Annotated in this window: 5 protein-coding genes and 2 pseudogenes; 2 read left to right on the forward strand and 5 right to left on the reverse strand. The window is 56.9% G+C overall.

What is annotated here, in order from left to right; all coding sequences use genetic code 11:
• Together ACFFNA_RS17395 and ACFFNA_RS17400 are read left to right on the forward strand one after the other, a co-directional pair.
• Window positions 1-1,064: thioesterase domain-containing protein (locus ACFFNA_RS17395; RefSeq protein WP_378920195.1), on the forward strand; the 1,064-nt coding region annotated here is incomplete at its 5' end.
• Between the two features lie 204 nt (window positions 1,065-1,268).
• Complete coding sequence (locus tag ACFFNA_RS17400) at window positions 1,269-2,084, forward strand: 4'-phosphopantetheinyl transferase family protein (protein ID WP_378920197.1); 816 nt, start codon at window positions 1,269-1,271, stop codon at window positions 2,082-2,084.
• Window positions 2,085-2,153: 69 nt separating this feature from the next.
• Here the strand turns inward: ACFFNA_RS17400 and ACFFNA_RS17405 are convergent.
• The 5 genes and pseudogenes from ACFFNA_RS17405 to ACFFNA_RS17425 all read right to left on the reverse strand — a co-directional run.
• A pseudogene (locus ACFFNA_RS17405) lies at window positions 2,154-2,309 on the reverse strand (ATP-binding protein); the annotation flags it as partial.
• Between the two features lie 93 nt (window positions 2,310-2,402).
• Window positions 2,403-2,816, reverse strand: coding sequence for a hypothetical protein (locus tag ACFFNA_RS17410; protein ID WP_514132019.1), 414 nt, complete (start codon window positions 2,814-2,816; stop codon window positions 2,403-2,405).
• Window positions 2,813-3,364, reverse strand: a complete 552-nt coding sequence (locus ACFFNA_RS17415; protein ID WP_378920201.1) for a recombinase family protein — start codon at window positions 3,362-3,364, stop codon at window positions 2,813-2,815. Before ACFFNA_RS17415 ends, ACFFNA_RS17410 begins: the two co-directional genes overlap by 4 nt.
• A gap of 130 nt (window positions 3,365-3,494) precedes the next feature.
• On the reverse strand, window positions 3,495-5,057 hold the full coding sequence (locus ACFFNA_RS17420; RefSeq protein WP_378920203.1) for a Y4lR C-terminal helical domain-containing protein: 1,563 nt from the start codon (window positions 5,055-5,057) through the stop codon (window positions 3,495-3,497).
• Window positions 5,058-5,072: 15 nt separating this feature from the next.
• Window positions 5,073-5,612, reverse strand: a pseudogene (locus ACFFNA_RS17425) (Tn3 family transposase); the annotation flags it as partial.
• Between the last annotated feature and the right edge of the window lie 161 nt (window positions 5,613-5,773).

Below are 5,773 nucleotides of genomic sequence, written 5' to 3' on the forward strand. Positions count from 1 at the left end.
AGACGGCCCTGGCCGGGATCTGGCAAGAGCTGCTCGGGGTCGAGCGGGTCGGCCGCCACGACAACTTCTTCGAGCTCGGCGGCCACTCGCTGCTGGCGGTGCAGTTGCTCGGTCGAACGCTCGCCGTTGGGCTGAAGTTTAGCGCTGCCGATCTCTTCCAAGCCCCTGTTCTGAAGGAACTCGCATCAAAGATTCATTTTCAGCGACAGCCCAGCGTTCCGGAAGCGATTTCAGTTCAGGCAACCGGATCACAACCACCGCTCTTCTTTGTTCCCACAGGTTCGGGCGATTGTTCCTATGTCCTCAGTTTGGTGGAGAAAATGGACGTAGACTGTCCCATCTACGCTCTGCCATGGCCGCCTTTCAATGCAGTTTGTCCACAAACTCTTGAAAGAATAGCCGCGGAGGTGATCCTGGCGATTAGAGAGATCCAGCCACGGGGTCCATATCGCTTTGCTGGATACTCATCAGGTGCAATCTTGGCTTATGCAATTGCCCAGCACTTGCTGAGTCTCGATGAAGCTGTATCATTCATCGCTCTCATCGATGTTGCGTTACCCGCAAATCCATCGGGCATATCGCCCACCCAAATGGTACGAGAAGTGCTGTTGGATTCTTTTGAATCCTTAGATGATGAGAGTTTCGGAGTACTGGAACGCTTTGCTGGACAAAGTTCAATTGCCCAGCTTCTTGAAAAGGCAAAGCAAGTTGGGGCGATACCTCTCGATCGTGATCTCCACAACGAGGTTTTGATGTATGAAAAGGTCGCCCGCTTTCACGAGGCGCTACAGGCGTACCAAATCCCATCCCTGCCAATTGAGATACATCAGTTTTATGCCACCGAGGCTCTGTTCAGCTCTCGGGCGCGACAAGCTGAGACTTCATTGGGCCCCGAGGCGCGTTCGCCCATGCGCGGCTGGGACCGGGTCTTGAGTCGAGAGGTCATTACTGCCGTACCAATTGGAGGCGACCACGTGACGATGATGAGTGATCTGGAAAACCGCAAAGCTCTGGCCCGAGCCATCTCTGCGCACTTAACCGCGATTCGTGAAAGGGATCTCTAACGAGCTCCAAAGTGTCCGGCGCCCCGACCAGGTTCGGTCTCGAAATCCCGACAACACCCTGAATGGCCCTGGATCGATGCTCCAAAGACGGGAAGCACTCATATGTTGGCTGGCGCCGCAGCTGACCGACGGCCGGGTCGGATTAAGTCCAAGCTTCATTGGCTGAGCTCCTCGAACGGCTCAAAGCTCAAAGGGACCAAATAGATGGAGATTTTCACGATTGATCGACAGAACGTCATCGTCGGCATTCGTCCAATAGAACGCGACGACCAATTCGCCATGTACGCTTCCGAAGTTGCGTCTATGGGACGCGCCGTTGCCAAAGTCCGCCGCGGAAGCGGCGCCGCAAGGGTCGTTGCCCGGACACTTCTTGCGCACCTGGGGTTCCCATCGATGCCGATCGTAAAGACGCGCTCCGGTGTTCCGATCTGGCCGCCCGGGATCGTCGGATCTTTGGCGCACCACGATACAGTAGCAGCCGCCGCTATTGCAGGGACGCAAAGGATTGCATCTCTCGGCATCGACATTGAGCCTAATGAACCTCTGCCGGATAACCTGATCGAATTGATCGCCACCCCTAATGAGCAACGCATGTACGATCTGCGTCTGCTCAAGCGGCGGGATCTCTTCGTCTTGAAGGAGGCAGTGTATAAGGCGTATTTTCCGCTGTACCATCAGTTCCTTGAGTTTCAGGACGTGGAAATTGATATCACTGCGCGATTAGCACACGTGTCGAAGGCAAATTGCACCTTCGCGCTCGAGTTACTTATTTCCAAGAATGTAATCGGTTTGGCATATTCCCGGCCGATATGCGGCAGCCCGGAACCACCAGACCATCACGGGCTGGCGATACGCAACGACGCCACCTGGTGTGATCGTGCCGACGACGCCGATCGGCTGGGTGATCAACATCATGCGGCGCCCGTCGAGGGTGCCGAGATTGTCTTCCCCGAAGATGCGGTTGGCCCTTCTCGGCATACCACTGCGCATTTCGCAAGAACGGGACAGTCGTTCCGCTAAGTCGCGGACAGCTGTTTCACTAATTCCCGGACAGCTGGATACGGTCGGTTTTCGGTTGCCTGGTTGACGTCATTTGGGATTGATTTCGCCGTTTTCATCGGCAGTCAAGGGGTCTGACGTATTTTGCTTCCTCATGCTGTCGCCTTCGAGGGCGATGCGATGTGCGTTGTGGATGATCCGGTCGAGAATGGCGTCGGCGATTGTCGGTTCACCGAAGTTGTCATGATGCCTCCTTCCTTGATCGCCTGTTGGCCTAATCGGCCCGAAGCTGAGATTTTGGCCAAGTTGGGGAACATTTGACGAACATCAGGGCTTGCTTCAAGTTTGTAGCAGGATGGCAACGTTTGCGGCGGTGAATTTGAAGCCCCGGCGGTCGGGAATCCGTTCGGCGGAGATGGGATATTTGGGTCGCGTGGGATCGATGCCGGTGATCCGGAACCGTTCGCTTCCGGTGCTGAATTCGCGCCCGAAGTCTGAGGGAGCCAGCCCGTACCGCTCGGCTAGAATCTCGAACATATCCTTTTCGAGATTGAATGCTGTGCCGTCGGAGGCGGGAATGCTGACGCGGAACACCGGCTCGAAGGCAAACCCGGAGTCTAGGCCACGCCATCCGGCGCTTTCGATGGCCAGCCCGTGATCCGCGGCGATCTTTTGGCAGGCTTCGAGCATGCGGGCTTGGATCCGCTCGCAAGCTACAGGCGTCAGCCGGATGATGCGGTTTCCTTTGCTCAATCTGGTTCGCCTTTCCGTACCTGGTAGACGGTTCCGCGCGAGATGCCGAGATCACAAGCGATCTGTGTCGGGCCGTGGCCCTGTTTCAGTCGGCGCATGATTTCGGCACGGTCGATCTTTAGCGGCCGGCCTTTGTAGATGCCGCGCTTCCTGGCGGCGGCAATGCCCTCGGCCTGCCGTTCGCGCCGTAGATTGGTCTCGAATTCGGCAAAAACGCCGAGCATGTCAAAGAAGGCTTTGCCGGTGGCGGTCGAGGTGTCGACAGGCTGCTCGGTCGCGGACAGATGCGCGCCCTTGGCTTTCAGCCGGTCCACTATCACCTGCAGATCGCGCAAGGAGCGCGCCAAGCGATCGATGCGGGTGACGACGAGCGTCTCGCCGGCATGGATGAAGTCGAGAATGGTGGTGAGCTGCGGGCGACCTTCCAGCGAGGCGCCGCTCTTCTGTTCCTCGCGAATGACCTCGCAGCCGGCGGTCTTGAGTGCGGCGAGTTGCGCGGCAAGATTCTGGTCGGTGGTGGAGGTGCGCGCGTATCCGATACGAGTCATGCGAACCGTTCATTTTGGGTGTGCCAAGGCATGAATTCGTTCAATATCTCAAATCGGACCCAAAATAGACAAGGCTGTGCGGCTGGAACGTGTTCATTTGCGTTGTGCTGGCTGGGTATACCCAACATTGTCACCACAAAGGTGCGCCGCCAGCTTCGAGGGTGGTCATAACGATATCCTCCATGAGCGGGATATCTTGCAGGGGATGCTTCTGAATCAAGGCAAAAGCTGCTGCGGCCAGTGTTTTCGACTGGTTTTCCTTTTTGGCCGATTTGAGGATGATCGCAGTTTGCAGAAACCGTCTCGCCCAGATGTCTCGCCGGCCTTCAAGAAAAGCCCAGATCCTGGTTTCTGCGGTTCGCGCAGAGCGGGATCGTCGAATGATGTCGCGCGTCTCGCCCGTGTCTTCAAACCAGCTGTCGATCAGCGGGACAAGCGCATCCAGCGCCGTCTCGTTGTTGAGCATCCGATCCAGCTTTGCCGTTGTCGCATTTGGGATCTCTCCTTGCGGGTCGACATGATCCAGCAGAGCCTGCAGATCCCTTTCTTGGGGCCGCAGATTGTTCAAATTGCAGGCTTCCATCACATCGATAAAACCTGGCGCCGGCATGTGTTCATTTTCTATCCCATCTGCCAATGCCGCCTCCAGCAACAACTCGGCAGTCATTCGATCAATGCGAACGCTATTCGCTTCCTGGCGGGTGTAAGAGACGATGCTGGTTGCCTCGCGCTTTGAGCGGCAGCGAATGACAAAGGCATCCTTGATGCCGTATCCTGTTTTCAGCAGGATCATCGCGACGAATGTCTGGTTCTTCTGTTTCCCGACAATCGAGATGCTTTGTGCTCCGACACCGTCAGCGAGGCTTGCCATGATGTCGCCGACTACCGGTTTTGCTTCATTGTCATGGGAAGCACCGGCGAGACTATTTCGTCGAGCCAGCTTGCCGATGTCATCGACGATTGCCCGGGCGGCGCTTGCCGGCAACCAGCCGCGAATGATTGGCAGATAGAACAAGGTTCCGGCCAGCAGGCTCGCGCTTGTGAGTCTTTGGCGCAGACCGGCGGCCACGGCCTCCTGGATCAATGGTGTGCCGGACAACAGCCAATACAGGGCGCAGCGTTCCAAAATTGGATTGTCCAGGGTCAAAAGATGATCGAGAAACGCAGCCTGCATTTCCTCCGGCATTCCTGCCGTCATCTCGTCCAGGCCGCTGAAAAACTCATACGGCCCACCACCCTCGGCCTCAACTTCGGCAGCTAAAGTGGCAAGGGTGCCATCGAGGTCCGAGACCGGAGCCTCGGCAGGTATAGTTTGCCCGACTGTATTGAGTATCAATATATCCGGCACGGGCAGACCGGCACGCCGATACAAGCCGGCAATTTTCATGAGGTGAAGCGGTTCGCATACTTCGGCGGCAACGTGAGCCTGGATTGCGGTCTCCGCGTCTTTCAGAAAAATCTTTCCGTATGAGCTGTCATTCTCGATGCCCATCCGCGCCTCATCCAGCAGTAAACCGAACAACAAAGCCGCATCCGGGCGACCATCCGTGGATTGCATTACCTCCGTTACGATGGCAGCGGCGCCATCAGCAAGAAGATCATGCTTTGATCTCTCAAAATAAGACTGGAACTCCATCGACGGCAGCCCATGTCGGTTGAGAACATCCAGGCATGACTCAGCAAATTTGGCCATAATCGTTCTCCGAGGCTATGCGGCTTTCCGCCCGAAATCGATCCTGCGCTCAAGATCGAGATCAAAGCGGCCATAGGGATTGACGTGGCTATAGATCAGCGGCGTAAGGCCGCGATAGTCCTCCGCTGCCAGCCGTCCAGCCCATGTCGTCTCGACCAGCACCGCCTGCATCATGCGGGTGTTCACATAGACAAGACAATTCTGCAACAGATGCAGCGCCAGCGCCGAGCTCTCCTGATCCTCCAAGCGATTGCTGGCGATCTCGCCGCCCTTGCCGAAGAACACGAAGCTGGTGGCGCTGTTCCAGTTCTCAACCACGTTCAGCCCTTCATTGATTTCGCGGCGGAATTGCTCCTGACGCAGATACCGGCACAGGAAAATCGTCTTGATCGCCCGACCGAGCTCGGCGAGCGCCTTGTAGGTAGGATGCATCACCTCGGCGCGCGCAAACCGGCGCAGGATCGCCTCCGGATCAGCCATCCCGCTATGCATGGCGGCGGTATACTTGACCATTTCGTCATATTGCTGCTCGATCGGTTTTGTTGCAACGGGTGAATAGAGGGTGCAGAGAGGCCTGATGCGAGGTCAATCAGGCGGCGAGGATTTCGAACTGTGAACCGCGCCGGGTTTTCCGGAGGCCGTTTCGTTTGAGTCACGCGGCTATGGCTGGTTCATCCAGCATGGCGTAGTAGCGTTCCTCGGCTTCGGCCGGCGGG

Source organism: Mesorhizobium kowhaii, assembly GCF_042431665.1.
In the GTDB taxonomy this organism is placed as follows: domain Bacteria; phylum Pseudomonadota; class Alphaproteobacteria; order Rhizobiales; family Rhizobiaceae; genus Mesorhizobium; species Mesorhizobium kowhaii.

Coding starts and splice junctions, on each gene's coding strand:
- ACFFNA_RS17400 (WP_378920197.1), top strand. CDS start 1,269: ATGGAGATTTTCACGATTGATCGACAGAACGTCATCGTCGGCATTCGT.
- ACFFNA_RS17415 (WP_378920201.1), bottom strand. CDS start 3,364: ATGACTCGTATCGGATACGCGCGCACCTCCACCACCGACCAGAATCTT.
- ACFFNA_RS17420 (WP_378920203.1), bottom strand. CDS start 5,057: ATGGCCAAATTTGCTGAGTCATGCCTGGATGTTCTCAACCGACATGGG.